The 383-nt window shown below is 77.5% G+C and carries 1 protein-coding gene; it reads right to left on the minus strand.

Translation table 11 applies throughout. From position 1 onward, the window contains the following. Positions 1-305 (minus strand): helix-turn-helix domain-containing protein (locus tag B9S61_RS11300; protein ID WP_258039622.1); only part of this gene is annotated, 305 nt, incomplete at its 3' end. Positions 306-383 lie beyond the last annotated feature (78 nt).

Genomic DNA, 383 nt, shown 5'->3' on the forward strand with positions numbered 1-383 from the left:
CGCTCGAACCGGTGCAGGTCGACGTCGTCGGGAGCGGCGGTCAGCCGGTAGCCGCCGTCGACGGAGGCGACGGCGTCCGCGCCGAGCACCCGGCGCAGCCGCCCCACCAGCGCCTGCAGCGCCCCGGTGGCGTCGTCCGGCGGATCACCGTCCCAGACCTCGTCGACCAGTACGGCCACGGGGACCGTACGACCGGACCGCAGGGCGAGCACGGTCAGCAGCGCGCGCAGCCGCGCCCCGCCGACGGGGACGGCGCTGCCGTCGGGGCGGAGTGCCTGGGTGGTGCCGAGGATGCGGTAGCGCACGGGTCCATTCTGTCCGGTGAGGGGCGCGGCGGTCACAGGGGTCGTCCGGGGTGGCGCGGCGCTGCGGCGGAGGCGGAG

The organism is Streptomyces sp. SM1, from assembly GCF_002910825.1.
GTDB lineage: Bacteria > Actinomycetota > Actinomycetes > Streptomycetales > Streptomycetaceae > Streptomyces > Streptomyces okerensis.